Raw genomic sequence first — 15,615 nt, 5'->3', positions numbered from 1 at the left:
GCTGGTCGGCTAAACAGGCTGCGCCACAACGGGTTTATCCGGTGAGGTAGCCGGCCCCGGGATCGCATCGGCGTGCGGCGTGTTGCCGTTGGAATGGGAGCGGACGATGGCCATGTAGAGCAGACCCAGCCCGATGACGATGCCTGACATCAGCAACACGATGTAGTTGTCGTACCAAGGCGCTTCGGGCGTCCGGGGCCAACAGATGTTGATGATGGCTGCCACTCCGTAGACCAGGGCGCCAACGTTGACCAGCATTCCCCATCGGCCGAGGCGGTACTTCCCACTCGGGTTCCATCCTTTGATGCGTGCCCGCAAGGCGGCGAACACGACCATCTGGAAAGCGATGTAGATGCCGACCGAACCGAAGCTGATGAGCTTGGTCAGCGCGTCGGTGGAGACGATCGATCCGATGATGAGTGCAGCGGGGACGACCGCCGCGGCGAGCAACGCATACGGGGGCACGTGGCGTTTCTTGTCGAACCGGGCCCACAGCTTGGAGCCGACGATCATGCCGTCACGGCCGTACGAGTAGAGCAGTCGGCTGGCTGCGGCCTGCAGGCTCAGGGCGCAGGACACGAACGAAATCAGCACGATGCAGAGCACGATCTTGGATCCGACCGGGCCGAAGGCCGTGGCCAGCACGGTCGAGATCGGATCGACGTCCTCGCCGCGGATCACGGCGCCGATGTCCACGACCGACAGAACCAGGCTGAGGCAGACGAAAGTGGCTGCGGCGCCGCCGATGTAGATCGTTCGTCGCATCGACTTCGGGATCTGCACTCCGGGGTTGCGGACCTCCTCGGCGACGTCACCGCAGGCCTCGAATCCGTAGTACTGGAAGACGCCGATCAGGCTGGCCGCGAGAAACGCGTAGAGGAAGCTGTGCTCGCCCTGTGCTCCGAAGCTGTCGAACAGCACGCCCAACCCGTGGTGGCGTTGCGTGAGCAACAGCCACCCGCCGACGATCAGCGCGCCGATCAGCTCGGCGGTGAAGCCGAAGATCGCGAAGTAGCTCAGCATCTTGGTGCCGGTGAGATTGATGACGGTGGCCAGCAGCAGCACGATCAGTGCGCATACGACGGTGGTGTAAACCGTTGAGGTGAAACCGAAAACGGTCGCCACGAACGGGCCGGCGCCGTAGGCCACGCCGGCGATGGTGGCCAGCAGCGCGAAGATGTACACCCACCCGGTCATCCATGCCCATTTGCGGCCCCACAGTCTGCGGGCCCACGGGTACACGCCGCCGGCGACCGGGAATTGGGCGACGATCTCGCTGAACACCAGCGCGACCAGCAGCTGGCCGACGCCGGCGATCAACAGACTCCAGATCATCGGCGGGCCGGCCGCGGCGAGCGCGAATGCGAAGACGGTGTAGATGCCGACGACCGGCGAGAGATAGGTGAAGCCGAGCGAGAAGTTGGCCCAAAGGCTCATGTCTCGCTTGAACTCGGACTGGAAGCCGAGCGCGGCGAGTTGCGCGTGGTCCTCGTCGTGCGGGTCGGGAGATGTCGACATAGGCGGCCGGCTTTCTGTGTCAGGGGCCATGTTCAGGGGCGGGCTGTGAGGCAAGCCATAGAATTAAAACATAAAGGACCATAGTTCATAGTTCAAGACTTATCGCGTACTATCGTCGAAATTGCCCTGGCAGGAGGAACAGTGGCGGTCGAACAGTTGCGCGGCCTGACCGCGGTGGGGGCTGTGTTGTCGCCGCTGGCGGGCGGCGGCCCACGCACGGATGCCGTGGTGGCGCGGATCTCTGCCGCGATCGGCCTCGGGGTGATCTCGGACGGAGAACAACTTCCGAGCGAGATCGATCTGGCCACCCAACTGGGCGTATCGACCATGACTTTGCGGGAAGCGCTGGCCATCTTGCGGGAGCAGGGGCTGGTTGTGACGAAGCGAGGTCGCGGCGGCGGAAGCTTCGTGCGTGCCTCAGCTGAAGACGTGCACACTCGATCATTGGCACTGCTGCAGGAGCTGACCGTCGAGGGGTTGCGTGATCTCGGGGACGAGCACTTCGCGGTCGCCGGTGCCACTGCGGTTCTCGCGACGCGCCGTGCCGTCGCAGCCGATATCGCCCGCCTTCGGACGCTGGCCGATCGCCTGGCGAACAGCGAGGACGCGATCTCCAGCCGTCGTGCCGACAGTCGCTTCCAGATCGAGATCGCGGTGTGTTCGCAGTCCGCTCGCCTCACCCGCGCGGAGGTGAACATTCAGGCTGAGCTGGCGGCGATGGTCTGGTTGCCGCGGCTGGGGTTGGACCCCGCGGTTGAGGCGGCCACGCATCACCGTCTCGTCGACGCGATCGAGGCCGGGGATGAGGCCGCCGCGCGATCATTGGCAGAGGAGTACGGCGCGCTGACCATCCGACGGCTCATCGGCCTGCGGATGGAGCTCGCCAGAGCATGAGTCCGCAGATCGATCCGGCATCCTGCCGGGCGCCGGTGCCGAGGCTGACGCCGATACAGACGGAAGGGCATTCGAGATGATGGCGAACGGAACGGACAGGTCGTTTCGCGCCGAGAACGGCGATGCGGCGCTCGAGTTGGTGTCCGCGGCGGTGACCTCACTCGTCGAGGACATCTTCGCCTCGCTGAGCACGGTCGCAGTCGCAACCCGTGCACTGTGGGACCGCATCGAAGACTCGGGTGCCAGGCCGACCTCGACTGACCTCGCGGCGCTCCGCGACCCGGTGATCGCCGAATTGCATCGGCAAGCACATTTGGTGAATGGGGTCGGATTCGTCGTCGCAGACAGCGCGTTGGCCGACGTCCCTCGGTACCTCGAGTGGTGGCAGCCAAATCCCAAAACCGGTGGAGAGGCACAACGCCTCGAACTGGATCTCAATCCGGGCAGCGAGTACTTCTACGACTACTCCACGATGGAGTGGTATTCCGTGCCCCGCGATCGCGGCACCCGGTGGGTGTACGGGCCGTATCTCGACTACACCGGCGTCGATCTCTACGTTTGTACGTTTGCCGTCCCGGTGACCGCTGGGCGAGGGGAGTTCATCGGCGTCGCGGGGGCCGATGTGCCGGTAGCTCGGCTGGATGCCGCCCTGTTGCCGACATTCGCGGCGCACCGCACGCCGCTGGCGCTCACCAACTCGGAGGGCCGGGTGATCGTCGCCAACGACGCCGAGCACGTCGCTGGATCGAAGCTGGAGAACCCGAGTTCTGCCACGGCGCTGCCGGTTTCGGCGACGCCATGGTCGTTGGTGTCGCTGAGCGGCCACCAATAACTGGCCGGCTGATCGGTTGTGCCGGCTCAGTGGACCAGGCAGTCCGTATGGCGAAGGAGTAGCGCGAGTTCGGCGAGTACGGCCGCCCCTCGGGCAACGTCGATGACGCTGTCGCGGCCCAGTTCGGCGCGCATCTGGTCGAACCGCGCCAGCGCTGTCGCCGCGCCGTGACGCCACACGCGCAGTGCTTCCTCGGGGTCGGCGGCCAGACTCAGAACCGTGGCCGTCAGCTCGTGATGGGTATCGGCGAACTGGTCGCGTATGGCGCTGGCGCCCATGGCATCCCACCAGGTCGATGTGGTGTGGGCCTGCAGTCCGCGTTCGATCCAGTCCAGGTCGAGTTGGTCATCGATCGCCAGGAACACACCAGCCACCACAGTGATATCTACGCCCATTCTGGTGGCTGTGCGGCTGAGGTCGAATGAGTCCGGGCGCAGTCGCGGCCAACGGTCGTCGAAGTCATGGCGGTGGTGGTGCAGGGTGTCGACATGTCGCCGGTAGTCCTCGATGGTGGTGCCGATGTCGAGGTTCCCTCTGTGGCGGCGCAGCAAGCGTCCCGCGGTGTGCTCGATGAAGTGCTGCACCGAGTGAAGTGCAATCGTGCGCTGCCCGGCGCCACCGGCGGTCTGTTCCAGCGCCTCGCGCCACATCTCATCGACCCGGAAGAGATGCCGCACCACGGTGTAGGCCGCTGCAACCGTCGGTGTAGGTACCCCGAGGCGTTCGTCGAGTTGATAGATCAGGCCGGGACCGACGTGGTTGATCAGGTCGTCGGCGATCTGGGTGGCCACGATCTCCCGGGCAAGCCGATGGCAAGCGATGTCGGAGTCGAGGTTGATGCGGAACGGTGTGGGGAAGTAGTCGCGCAAGGCGGTGGAGAAGATCGGGTCGTCGGGTACCGCGGAGTCCAGCAGTTCGTCGCGCACGACATTCTTGGAATGAGCCAGCAGCACCGCGATCTCCGGACGCGTCAATCCACGGCCCGCGCGAGTACGTGAGACGAGTTCGGCTCTGGTGGGCAGCATTTCGGCGGTACGGCTGATACCGGAGACCTGCTCGAGATTCTCGATCAGGCGTTCGTGGCGGTTGAGCAGCTGAGCTGCCTGCGCTTCGGCCAGACTGATGGCCAGAACCTGGTTCTCGCAGCCGCTGAGGACCGCGGCGGCGACCTCGTCCTGGCAGTCGGCCAACAACTCGTCGCGCGCGGCAGCGCTGATGCGCTCCGAGCGTAGGGCCGACTGCAGTGCGACCTTGAGGTTGACCTCGCGGTCGGAGGAGGCCACTCCCGCGGCGTTGTCGATGAAATCGGCGTTGATGCGGCCCCCGGCCAAAGCGTATTCAATGCGGGCACGTTGCGTCAGCCCGAGGTTTCCGCCCTCGCCGATCACGGTCACCCGCAGCTGGTCGGCATTGATACGGATGGCGTCGTTCGCCGGATCTGCTGCATCGGTGTTGTTTTCGCGCGCGGACTTCACGTACGTGCCGATGCCGCCGTTCCACAGCAGATCCGCATCGGCGGTGAGGATGGCCCGGATGACTTCGTTGGGGGCGACGGTTTCGGCAGTGATGTCGAGTACCGCGCGGGCCGACGCGGGCAGATCGATTCGTTTGGCGTTGCGCGACCAGACCCCACCGCCCGGGGACAGGGCGGTGCGGTCGTAGTCGTCCCAGCTGCTCACTGGCATCGCGGCCAATCGTGTTCGCTCGGCGTAGCCGGCCCGTGGGTCGGGATCCGGGTCGATGAAGATGTGGCGGTGATCGAAGGCCGCCACCAGTTTGAGGTTGGGCGACAACAGCATTCCGTTGCCGAAGACGTCACCTGACATGTCGCCGATACCTACGACGGTGATGGGATCGACGTTGGCATCGCGGCCGAGGTCGGCGAAGTGCGCGCGGACCGACACCCATGCTCCGCGGGCGGTGATGCCCATCTTCTTGTGGTCGTATCCCGTAGAACCACCAGATGCGAACGCGTCTCCCAACCAGAATCCGCGGTTTACCGCCAGCTCGTTGGCGACATCAGAGAATCGGGCGGTGCCCTTGTCGGCAGCCACCACCAGGTAGGTGTCGTTTCCGCCGTAGGTGACGGTGTGTTCGGGCGGGCAGACACGATCCCCGAGGAGGTTGTCGGTGAGGTCGAGCAGGCCGGCGACGAAGGTGCGGTAGCACTGTTCGGCGCTGACCATCGGGTTCTTGCGCACGAATGCGCCCTTGGCGCCGACCGGCACGATCGGTGAATTTTTCACGGTCTGGGTCTTCATCAGCCCGAGGACTTCGGTGCGGTAGTCCTCAGGTCTGTCAGAGAGTCGAAGCCCTCCACGCGCGACCGGTCCACTGCGGGCGTGGATCCCTTCGACGTCCTCGCTGTCGACGAAGATCTCTCGGAACGGAACGATTGGTCCGCGCGGATGGAGCATCGAGGAGTCGATCAGAAACGAGGCGTAGCGTTTGGGCAGGCTATCGGGGCCACGCTGAAACCAGTTGGTGCGCAACGTCGCTGACACGAACGAGGCGAATGCCCGCAGAATCCGGTCCTCGTCCACCGACGTGGTCGCCTCGATCAGGCTTTCCAAGCGACGCTGCACGTCGGCCACCTGCGATTCCCGATCGCACAACTGCGGGTCGAACCGTGCCGCGAACAGGTCGACCAGGGTCGCAACGAAGTCGGTGTGATCCGTCAAGGTGTCGAGGACGTAGCTGTCCGACATGGCCAGCCCTGCTTGGCGCATGAACCGGCTGGCCGAGCGCACCAGGACGACCTCGCGCCACGTGATGCCCGCCGAAATGACCAGGCGCGCATAGTCATCGATCGGGAAACCATGGGCGCTGCGGGCAGCGAACGCGTCGGCCACCTTGTTCTCGGTACTGGCGCGCCACTTGTCCGGGGCAACGAAATCGAACACCGACACAGTCAACGGATAACCGGGGGCACCGACTGAATGCTGAGCCGCTACCTGCAGACCGAAATGCTCGAACAGTGCGCAGGCCTCGGTCAGCAACGGCGCCGGGTCCGCCCAGGCCACCACCGCGCGGGTTGTCTCTGCCACGCCAGAGTCGACGAAGAGCATCTGTTCGCGCGGCGGCATGCCCGACGACTGCATCCGGTTGAGCGCATCGGCGATCGCGTCGGTATCAAGTCGCCCGGCGGTGGCGACGTCACAACCCATCACAGTCTCTCCATTCGGCGTCCCGCTATTCGAGGCTCACAGTGTCGAGGACCCCGCCGGCGATCTGGAATCTCCAATATGGACAACCAGCCGCATGAATTTGTCCAAGCCGGCGATGGGTGCTCGCGCGAGGTGATTCATAGGCTGACGCCCACATCGACGGAAGGAACGAGCGAGATGACGATGCTCGACACGGTGGTCGGCGGTCCGGAACTGCGCCAGGAACGCCGACTGGTTACTGAGGTGCCCGGGCCGCGCTCCCGCGAACTGGCTGCGCGCCGCGCCGGCGCCCTGCCCGCGGGACTGGCCAGCAGCGCGCCGATCTACGCGGCCGGCGCCGGCGGCGGGGTGATCGTCGACGTTGACGGCAACTCGTTCATCGACATGGGCAGCGGCATTGCCGTCACCACCGTGGGCAACGCCGCGCCGGCTGTCGTCGCGCGCGCCGCCGATCAGCTGGCCCGCTATACCCACACCTGTTTCCTGGCCACCCCGTATGAGCCGTACATCGAGGTCGCCGAAAGGCTCAACCAACTCGCCCCCGGAGCGCACGAGAAGCGCACCGCACTGTTCAACACGGGCAGCGAAGCGGTGGAGAACGCCGTCAAGTACGCGCGCGCCGCCACGGGCAGGTCGGCGGTCGTGGTGTTCGACCACGCCTTCCATGGCCGTTCGCTGCTGACGATGACCATGACCGCGAAGAACCAGCCCTACAAGCACAGCTTCGGGCCGTTCGCCCCCGAGGTGTATCGCGCGCCGATGGCCTACCCGTACCGCTGGCCGTCCGGTCCGGACAATTGCGCCGCCGAGGCGTTCGGCCAGTTCGCCCAACTGATCGACGCCCAGATCGGCGCCGATGCGGTGGCCTGCGTCGTGGTGGAACCCATCCAGGGCGAAGGTGGATTCATCGTTCCCGCCGAGGGGTTCCTGCCCGCGGTGGCCGACTTCTGCCGCGACCGCGGCATCTTGTTGGTCGCCGACGAGGTGCAGACCGGAATCGCCCGCACCGGAACGTGGTTCGCCAGTGAGCATGACGGTTTGGTGCCCGACATGATCGTCACCGCCAAAGGCCTGGCCGGTGGCATGCCGCTGGCGGCGGTAACCGGGCGCGCCGACGTCATGGACGCCGCGCATCCCGGCGGGATCGGAGGCACTTACAGCGGCAATCCGGTGGCCTGCGCAGCCGCCCTGGGCGTCTTTGACGAGATCGAGGACCATCGATTGCTCGACCGCGCGCAAGCCATCGGCGACATTCTGGTGCGCGAACTGCGCGGAATCGCGGGCACGACAGACGTTCTCGGCGACATCCGCGGCCGCGGCGCCATGATCGCCGCCGAACTCGTCGTTTCCGGCACCCGCACCCCCAATCGCGATGCCGTGGCCGCGGTCAGCCGCCACTGCCTGGACAACGGCGTGCTCACGCTGACCGCCGGAACGTTCGGCAATGTACTGCGCTTCCTGCCGCCACTGTCGATCTCCGATGACCTGCTCATCGAGGCAATGGGGGTCGTACGCGACGCCTTTGCCGCGCTTTAACCTCACCCACCGAATCTCGCCTAGGAGTTCCCTCATGACGCTGACCGCCACCGCCGCTCCGGCTGCCAAGAAGTCCACCTACCGGCCGCTGGAGTTGTTCGACACCGACCGGCTGCTCGATGACGACGAGCGCGAGATCGCTGCGACGGTGCGCAAGTTTGTCGATACCCGGCTGCGGCCCGACGTCGGGCAGTGGTTCGAATCGGCCACCCTGCCCCGCGAGCTGGCCAAGGAGTTCGGCAAGCTCGGCGTGCTGGGCATGCATCTGCAGGGTTACGGCTGCGCGGGCACCAACGCGGTCAGCTACGGCCTGGCGTGTATGGAGCTGGAGGCCGGTGACAGCGGGTTCCGCAGTTTCGTCTCGGTGCAGGGCTCGTTGTCGATGTTCTCGATCTACCGCTATGGATCGGAGGAACAGAAGAACGAATGGCTGCCCCGGCTGGCCGCCGGTGAGGCGATCGGCTGCTTCGGCCTGACCGAGCCCGACTTCGGTTCCAACCCCGCGGGCATGCGCACCCGGGCACGCCGTGACGGCGCCGGAGAAAACGCCGACTGGGTGCTCAACGGCACCAAGATGTGGATCACCAACGGCAACCTCGCCGACGTGGCCACGGTGTGGGCGCAGACCGATGACGGCATCCGCGGGTTCCTGGTGCCCACCGACACCCCGGGATTCACCGCCAACGAGATTCATCGCAAGCTCTCCCTGCGCGCCTCGGTGACCTCCGAGCTGGTGCTCGACAATGTGCGGCTGCCGGCCTCGGCGCAACTGCCGCTGGCCCAGGGGCTGTCGGCTCCGCTGTCCTGCCTCAACGAGGCCCGGTTCGGCATCGTGTTCGGCTCGCTCGGTGCGGCCCGCGACAGCCTGGAGACCGCTATCGACTACGCGGGCTCACGCGAGGTGTTCGACAAGCCGCTGACCGGCTATCAGCTCACCCAGGAGAAGCTGGCCAACATGACCGTCGAGCTCGGCAAGGGAATGCTGCTGGCGATCCAGCTGGGCCGCATCAAGGACGCCGAGGGCGTTCGTCCCGAGCAGATCAGCCTGGGCAAGCTCAACAACGTCCGCGAAGCACTGGCCATCGCCCGGGAATGCCGGACCCTGTTGGGCGGCAGCGGAATCACCCTCGAATACTCACCGTTGCGCCACGCCAACAACCTCGAATCGGTCCTCACCTACGAAGGCACCTCCGAAATGCACCTGCTGTCCATCGGCAAGGCGCTGACCGGCCAGGCCGCATTCCGCTGAACCGCCGCAACCTGATTGGAGCAATCGGATGACCACGCACACACCTGCACGACTGCAGCACCTCGTTGCCGGGCAATGGATTGCCGGCGAGGGCGACGGGGTCCGTAGTGTCGATCCTTCGCGGCCAGAGTCGGTCGTCGCCGAAGGTGGCGCCGCGAGCGCGGACCATCTCGAGTCGGCGGTGGCCGCGGCCGGCGACTCGGTTCGCGCGTGGGCGGCCACCCCGATGGCCGCGCGCGGTGGCGTGCTGCTGGCCGCGGCCGAGATCCTCGACGACAACGCCGGCGAGTGGGGGCGCGACCTGTCGATAGAAGAAGGCAAGACGCTGGCCGAAGGCGTCGGTGAAGTGCGCCGTGCTGCCCAGATTCTCCGCTACTACGGCAACGAGGGGGATCGTCAGGCCGGCGAGATCTATGCGTCCCCGCGTGCCGGTGAACAGATCCTGGTCACCCGCAAGCCGGTTGGCGTCGTCGGGGTCATCACCCCGTTCAACTTCCCAATTGCCATCCCGGCGTGGAAGATCGCGCCCGCGCTGATCTACGGCAACACCGTGGTGTGGAAGCCCGCCAGCACCGTGCCGCTGCTCGCGATGCACCTGGCAAGTGCGCTCGACACCGCAGGTCTGCCGGCGGGTGTGCTCAATTTGCTCATCGGCGGCTCGGCCATCGGCGACGGGATCGTCAACCATCCCGACGTCGATGCTGTCACTTTCACCGGATCGACCGGCATCGGGCGGCGTATCGCGAGCATGGCTGCCGCCCGCGGGGTGCCGGCACAAGCCGAGATGGGCGGTAAGAACGCCGCCGTAGTGCTCGACGATGCAGATCTGGACCTGGCGGTCGAGCAGGTGATGCTGGGTGCGTTCCGTTCGACCGGTCAAAAGTGCACGGCCACATCCCGATTGATCCTCACTGAGAAGATCGCCGACCGCTTCCTGGACATGCTCGCTGACCGTGCCGGGGCACTCGTCGTGGGCGACCCGGTTGATGAGGCCACCCAGATGGGGCCGGTCGTCAGCGAGTCGGCGTACAAGACGATCACGACCGGTATCGAAACCGCGCGGACCCAGGGAGCGACAGTCCTGGCCGGCGGGCGGGCCTATGCCGACGAAATGCGGGCTCGCGGCTACTTCATCGCACCGACCATCATCGAACTCGGCGACCAGCCTGCCGACCTGTGGACCGATGAGTTGTTCGGCCCAGTTCTCGCGGTGCGCCGCGCCGACGACGCCGAGGAAGCGTTCGCGCTCGCCAATGACAGCGAATTCGGCCTCTCGGCAGCCGTTTTCACCCAGGACCTGACCCGGGCGCTGCAGGCGGTCGAACACGTCGACGTCGGGGTCCTGCACGTCAACTCCGAATCGGCCGGGGCTGATCCGCACGTGCCGTTCGGTGGTGCCAAGAAGAGCGGACTGGGCCCCAAAGAGCAGGGCGGCGCGGCCCGGGAATTCTTCACCCACACCACAACGGTGTACCTGCGCGGCGGAGCGCCGCGCTCATGATCGCCGGTGCGCTCGACGGAATCGCCGTCGTCGACTTCAGTCGCGTACTCGCCGGCCCGTACGCGACCATGATGCTCGGCGACTTCGGTGCGGACGTCATCAAAATTGAGCGGCCCGGCGTCGGGGACGACACCCGCGAGTGGGGACCGCCTTACGATGCCGACGGCGTCGCCACCTACTTCAATGCCGTCAACCGCAACAAGCGTTCTCTGGTGCTCGATCTCACCGATCCCGACGACGTCGCCCGTGCCCGCGAGTTGGTCAGCCGCGCCGACATCGTCGTCGAGAATTTCCGGCCCGGAACCATGGACAAACTCGGTCTCGGCTATGACACCCTCCGCGAGATCAAACCGGACCTGATCTACTGCGCCATCACCGGATTCGGCCGTGACGGCGGCGCCGAGTTGCCGGGCTATGACCTGCTGGTGCAGGCGGTCGGCGGGTTGATGAGCGTCACGGGAACCGAACCGGGCGATCCGACCAAGGCCGGCGTGGCACTGGTCGACGTACTGGCCGGCCTGCATGCCATCACGGGCATCCTGGTGGCACTGGCCCACCGCGACCGCACCGGGCAGGGGCAACGCGTCGACACCAACCTGCTGTCAGTGCTGTTGTCCTCCATGGTCAACCAGGCCTCGGGATTCCTGGGCGCCGGCAGCGTCCCGACGATCATGGGAAATCGCCACCCGAGCATCGCGCCCTATCAAACCTTCAACACCGCGGATCGGCCCATCGCGCTGGCAGTCGGCAACGACAAGCAGTTCCGGCTATTGGTCACGGCCCTCGGGCTCGACGCGCTCGCCGACGACGAACGATTCACCTCGAACGCGCTACGCGTGCGTCACCGAGATGAGCTGTGTGCTCTGTTGGAGGCCGAATTCAGCAATCACGGCGCCGATCACTGGTACGGCGTCCTCACTGCTGTGGGGGTGCCCGCCGGGCCCATCAACGACATGGCCGAGGCGTTCACCTTCGCCGAGAAGCTGGGCTTGGCCGTGACCGTCCCGGTTCCCGGGAGCAGCGCCCCTCAGGTCGCCAACCCCGTGTCGCTGTCGGCGACGCCGGTGCAATACCGCAGTGCACCGCCCCGACTGGGAGAGGACCTGCTCGGCGACCCCGCCGGCATCACGGCTTGAGCAGCGCGACGACCTTGTCCTCAAGGGCGACCGGATCGGCGTTCGGGTCGGCCGGTTCCGTGTGCGGCAGGTGGCCCTCGGGATCCGCGAAGTCGCGGTAGGTCTTGTCGCCGGCCAACGTGGCCAGCAGATACCCGGTGAGCAGGCCGCGAACGATCTTCTGGGTGTCCCGGTCGGCGCCGGGCAGCCCGATGAACCGGGCCAGTCGACGACCCTCGACCAGGCCACCGGCCTGCGCCTTGCTCACTGTCCGCAGCGTCGCGCCCTCCCAGGCCCGCGCCAGCTCCACGGCGTTCGAGCGCAGCGTCATCGGGTCGCCGGGGGCGGTCAGGACCAGGCCGGGCACCTTCAGCGTCGACGCCGGTTGCTCGGCCGGCGGCTTGGTCACCGTCGGGAACAGCGACACCACGGCCTTCGGGCGGTGCGGGTCGCCTCCCATGCCCGCGGCGGCGAACACGGCGGCCGACCCGCCGAAACCGTGCCCGACCACACCGCGCTTGCCCGGGTGCACGCTGATCTTGCCCGTCCCCAGCCGCACCCCGGTGATGATTTCGAGGGCCGCGCCCAGGTCGAAGGCGAAATTGAGCACCGACGGAGCCAACCCCGTCTCGGTGTTGGGTGCCGCCGCCACGATGCCCCAGGAGGCCAGGTGCTCCAACGTGCGCGTGTAGTTGTCCGCCTGAGTCATCCATTCGTGGCCGAACACCACACCGGGCAGATTCAGGCCGGACTCCGGCGTGTACACCACGCCCGGCATGCCGGCGAACGCCAGGTCACCGCGCAGAACCCGATGCGGTCCGCGGCGGGTCAACCCTGCGAAGAGCTTCTTTGTGCTGGCCACGCGTTGACCGTAGCGCAGGGCGCCGCGGCGCGTGAGCGCGCCAATTGAGCCTGAGGCGCGCCCGTGCTTTCGCGGTGATATGCGTCAAACGCCGTCGCGCAGAATCGGGCCACGGCTCCGTCTGCACTACCCTGGGACCTTATGTGTGGAATCGTCGGCTACGTCGGGGCGCGCCCGGCCCTCGGCATCGTGGTCGACGCGCTGCGCCGGATGGAATACCGGGGTTACGACTCCGCGGGAATCGCGCTGATCGACGGCAACGGCGGGTTGACGGTGCGTCGCCGCGCCGGCCGGCTGGCCAACCTGGAGTCCACCCTCGCCGAGACCGATGATGGCGTGCTGACCGGCACGACCGGACTCGGTCACACCCGGTGGGCCACCCACGGGCGGCCTACCGACCGCAACGCGCACCCGCACCGCGACGCGGCAGGCAAGATCGCCGTCGTCCACAACGGCATCATCGAGAACTTCGCCGGCCTGCGCGCCGAGCTGGAAGCCGACGGGGTCGAGTTCGCCAGCGACACCGACTCCGAGGTGGCCGTGCATCTGGTGGCCCGGCAGTACGCGAACGGCGACACCGCCGGAGATTTCCCGGCCTCCGTGCTGGCCGTGCTGCAGCGCCTGGAAGGCCACTTCACCCTGGTGTTCGCCAGCGCCGACGATCCGGGCACGATCGTGGCCGCTCGCCGGTCCACCCCGCTCGTCGTCGGCGTCGGTGAGGGCGAGATGTTCGTCGGCTCCGACGTGGCGGCGTTCATCGAGCACACCCGACAAGCTGTGGAGCTCGGCCAGGACCAGGCCGTGGTGCTGACCGCCGACGGCTACCGGATCACCGACTTCTTCGGCCGGGACGATCTGCAGGCCGGCCGGGACTACCGCGAATTCCACATCGACTGGGATCTCGACGCCGCCGAAAAGGGTGGCTACGACTACTTCATGCTCAAGGAGATCGCCGAGCAACCCGCCGCGGTCGCCGACACCCTGCTGGGGCATTTCGTCGACGGTCGCATCGTGCTCGACGAGCAGCGCCTCTCCGATCAGGAACTGCGCGAGATCGACAAGGTCTTCATCGTCGCGTGCGGCACCGCGTACCACTCCGGCCTGCTGGCCAAGTACGCCATCGAGCACTGGACCCGGCTGCCGGTCGAGGTCGAGCTCGCCAGCGAGTTCCGGTACCGCGACCCGGTGCTGGACCGCAGCACGTTGGTGATCGCCATCTCGCAGTCCGGCGAGACCGCCGACACGCTGGAGGCGGTGCGGCACGCCAAGACGCAGAAGGCCAAGGTGCTGGCGATCTGCAACACCAACGGCAGCCAGATCCCGCGCGAGGCCGACGCGGTGCTCTACACCCGGGCCGGGCCGGAGATCGGCGTGGCCGCCACCAAGACGTTCCTGGCCCAGATCGCAGCGAACTACCTGGTGGGGCTGGCCCTGGCGCAGGCCCGCGGGACCAAGTACCCCGATGAGGTCGAGCGCGAGTACCACGAGCTGGAGGCCATGCCGGAAATGGTCAGCCGGGTGCTGGCCGGCATCGAGCCGGTGGGGCAGTTGGCGCAGCGGTTCGCGAAGTCGCCCACGGTGTTGTTCCTGGGCCGGCACGTGGGCTACCCGGTGGCGCTGGAGGGTGCGCTCAAGCTCAAGGAGCTGGCCTACATGCACGCCGAGGGCTTCGCCGCCGGTGAGCTCAAGCACGGTCCGATCGCGCTGATCGACGAGGACCTGCCGGTGATCGTGGTGATGCCGTCACCCAAGAACGCGCAGATGCTGCACGCCAAGCTGCTGTCCAACATCCGCGAGATCCAGGCCCGCGGCGCGGTGACCATCGTGATCGCCGAGGAGGGTGACGACACGGTGCGGCCGTACGCCGACCACCTGATCGAGATCCCGGCGGTGTCAACGCTTTTCCAGCCGTTGCTGTCGACCATCCCACTGCAGGTGTTCGCGGCCGGGGTGGCCCGGGCACGTGGGTACGACGTCGACAAGCCCCGTAACCTGGCCAAGTCGGTCACCGTCGAGTAGTGGATCTGCGGGTTCCCAAGGTCAACGTCGCCCGACGCTGGGCCCGGGACGGGTTGGGTGCCTTCGTCTCCGACGCGGCGTTCAAGCACTTCCTGGGCACCTACCGGGCCGGGATGGCGGCCCTGCCGCCGTTCGAATTGTTCGACGTGCCAACCTCGTTCGGAACGGTACGGGCCTACCGGTTCGCGGGGCCGGACTCAGGTGCGCCGGTGGTGCTGCTGCCGGGCCGCAACGCGTCGACGCCGATGTACCAGGCCAACCTCGGGCCGTTGCTGCAACGGCGCACGGTGTATGGCATCGACCTGTTGGGCGAGGCAGGCCTCTCGGTGCAGCACAAGGCGATTCGTGGCGCCGCCGATCAGGCGCAGTGGCTCGATGAGGCGCTGGCGGGTCTCGGGCTGGATCTGGCGCATCTGCTCGGGGTGTCGATAGGCGGCTGGACGGCCGCGAACTCTGCAGTGCACCGGCCTCGGCGGATCGCGTCGCTGACGCTGCTCGATCCGGTGTTCACCTTCACCGGCATTCCGGCCAAGGCGATGCTCGCCTCGGTGGCACTCTTCGCGCCGGGTGTTCCGGAGAGCTGGCGCCGGCGGGTGCACAGCTGGATAGCCGGCGGCTCCGACATGGAGGCCGCCGAGCTCGAATCCGCGCTGATCGATGCCGGGGCAAAGGATTTCACGCTGCGCACACCGATGCCGAGACTGTTCAGCGATGAGCAACTGCGGAGTCTCGACGTGCCGGTGCTGGCGTTGATCGCGGGCCGCAGTGTCATGCTCGACCCGGAGCGCGCCGTCACCCGGGCGCGAGAGCTGCTGGCGCGCGGGGAAGTTGAGCTCTGGGTCGATGCATCTCATGCCGTCAACGGTGAATACCCGGACGAGATCGCACAACGTGCGGGGCGGTTCTGGGACGAGGTGTGAAC

General features: G+C 66.8%; 11 protein-coding genes. 8 read left to right on the top strand and 3 right to left on the bottom strand.

The window, feature by feature from the left end:
- Positions 1–9 precede the first annotated feature (9 nt).
- Positions 10–1,518, bottom strand: a complete 1,509-nt coding sequence (locus ACZYZ7_RS20415) for an APC family permease (protein ID WP_450070444.1) — start codon at positions 1,516–1,518, stop codon at positions 10–12.
- Positions 1,519–1,659: 141 nt separating this feature from the next.
- Between ACZYZ7_RS20415 and ACZYZ7_RS20410 the strand changes: the two genes are divergently transcribed.
- A complete protein-coding gene (locus ACZYZ7_RS20410) occupies positions 1,660–2,412 on the top strand; it encodes a FadR/GntR family transcriptional regulator (RefSeq protein ID WP_463741645.1) in 753 nt (250 codons plus the stop codon).
- A gap of 79 nt (positions 2,413–2,491) precedes the next feature.
- On the top strand, positions 2,492–3,244 hold the full coding sequence (locus ACZYZ7_RS20405; protein WP_463741644.1) for a cache domain-containing protein: 753 nt from the start codon (positions 2,492–2,494) through the stop codon (positions 3,242–3,244).
- 26 nt (positions 3,245–3,270) lie between these two features.
- On the opposite strand, the gene ACZYZ7_RS20400 is transcribed toward ACZYZ7_RS20405, so the two are convergent.
- Positions 3,271–6,411 (bottom strand): NAD-glutamate dehydrogenase domain-containing protein, encoded by a 3,141-nt coding sequence (locus tag ACZYZ7_RS20400; RefSeq protein ID WP_463741643.1) that lies wholly within the window; start codon positions 6,409–6,411, stop codon positions 3,271–3,273.
- A gap of 183 nt (positions 6,412–6,594) precedes the next feature.
- Between ACZYZ7_RS20400 and gabT the strand changes: the two genes are divergently transcribed.
- The 4 genes from gabT to ACZYZ7_RS20380 are packed head-to-tail and all read left to right on the top strand — an operon-like array spanning position 6,595 to position 11,833.
- Positions 6,595–7,947: a 4-aminobutyrate--2-oxoglutarate transaminase gene (gabT, locus tag ACZYZ7_RS20395; RefSeq protein WP_463741715.1), complete on the top strand. Its 1,353-nt coding sequence runs from the start codon at positions 6,595–6,597 to the stop codon at positions 7,945–7,947.
- Positions 7,948–7,981: 34 nt separating this feature from the next.
- Complete coding sequence (locus ACZYZ7_RS20390) at positions 7,982–9,196, top strand: acyl-CoA dehydrogenase family protein (RefSeq protein ID WP_463741642.1); 1,215 nt, start codon at positions 7,982–7,984, stop codon at positions 9,194–9,196.
- A 28-nt stretch (positions 9,197–9,224) separates the two neighbouring features.
- A complete protein-coding gene (locus ACZYZ7_RS20385; RefSeq protein WP_463741641.1) occupies positions 9,225–10,697 on the top strand; it encodes an aldehyde dehydrogenase family protein in 1,473 nt (490 codons plus the stop codon).
- A complete protein-coding gene (locus ACZYZ7_RS20380) occupies positions 10,694–11,833 on the top strand; it encodes a CaiB/BaiF CoA transferase family protein (protein WP_463741640.1) in 1,140 nt (379 codons plus the stop codon). Before ACZYZ7_RS20385 ends, ACZYZ7_RS20380 begins: the two co-directional genes overlap by 4 nt.
- Here the strand turns inward: ACZYZ7_RS20380 and ACZYZ7_RS20375 are convergent.
- A complete protein-coding gene (locus tag ACZYZ7_RS20375; RefSeq protein WP_463741639.1) occupies positions 11,823–12,674 on the bottom strand; it encodes a dienelactone hydrolase family protein in 852 nt (283 codons plus the stop codon). The genes ACZYZ7_RS20380 and ACZYZ7_RS20375 overlap by 11 nt on opposite strands.
- Positions 12,675–12,815: 141 nt before the next feature.
- On the opposite strand from ACZYZ7_RS20375, the gene glmS reads away from it, so the two are divergent.
- Entirely contained in the window at positions 12,816–14,693 is a 1,878-nt protein-coding gene (gene glmS, locus ACZYZ7_RS20370; protein WP_463741638.1) for a glutamine--fructose-6-phosphate transaminase (isomerizing), read from the top strand.
- Entirely contained in the window at positions 14,693–15,613 is a 921-nt protein-coding gene (locus tag ACZYZ7_RS20365; protein WP_463741637.1) for an alpha/beta fold hydrolase, read from the top strand. The genes glmS and ACZYZ7_RS20365 overlap by 1 nt, the downstream gene beginning before the upstream one ends.
- Positions 15,614–15,615: the final 2 nt, after the last annotated feature.

The sequence above is a fragment of the Mycobacterium sp. IDUB_17 genome (genome assembly GCF_055419465.1).
This window is presented reverse-complemented; position numbering and strand designations above follow the sequence as displayed.